Raw genomic sequence first — 259 nt, 5'->3', positions numbered from 1 at the left:
GGCAAGGCAGCGGCTGTCATGCGTAGCAAAGGCTGCGTCGGTGCCGGTACTCTCCACAGCCTGATCTACCGGCCAAAGATGGACCGTGTTACTGGCAAGATCAAGGGATTCTCTAAGAACGAAGAGAGCCCGCTTCGCTATGCGTCACTCCTGATCGTTGATGAGGTGTCCATGGTCAACGAGGACATGGCGATGGATATTCTGGAGTACGGAGTACCTATTCTCGTGGTAGGCGACCCGTTCCAGCTGAAGCCTGTGA

1 protein-coding gene is annotated in these 259 nt (G+C 55.6%); it reads left to right on the top strand.

Going from position 1 to position 259, the window contains the following annotated elements; genetic code table 11:
• Positions 1-259, top strand: a 259-nt coding sequence (locus tag AC1RPT_RS08090) for an AAA family ATPase (protein WP_481763037.1), incomplete at both ends; no start/stop codon positions are given.

The sequence above is a fragment of the Dellaglioa sp. CoH-56-MRSF-11 genome (assembly GCF_056782135.1).
Note: the sequence above shows the minus strand (reverse complement) of the source record. Positions and strands in the feature narration are given on the sequence as shown.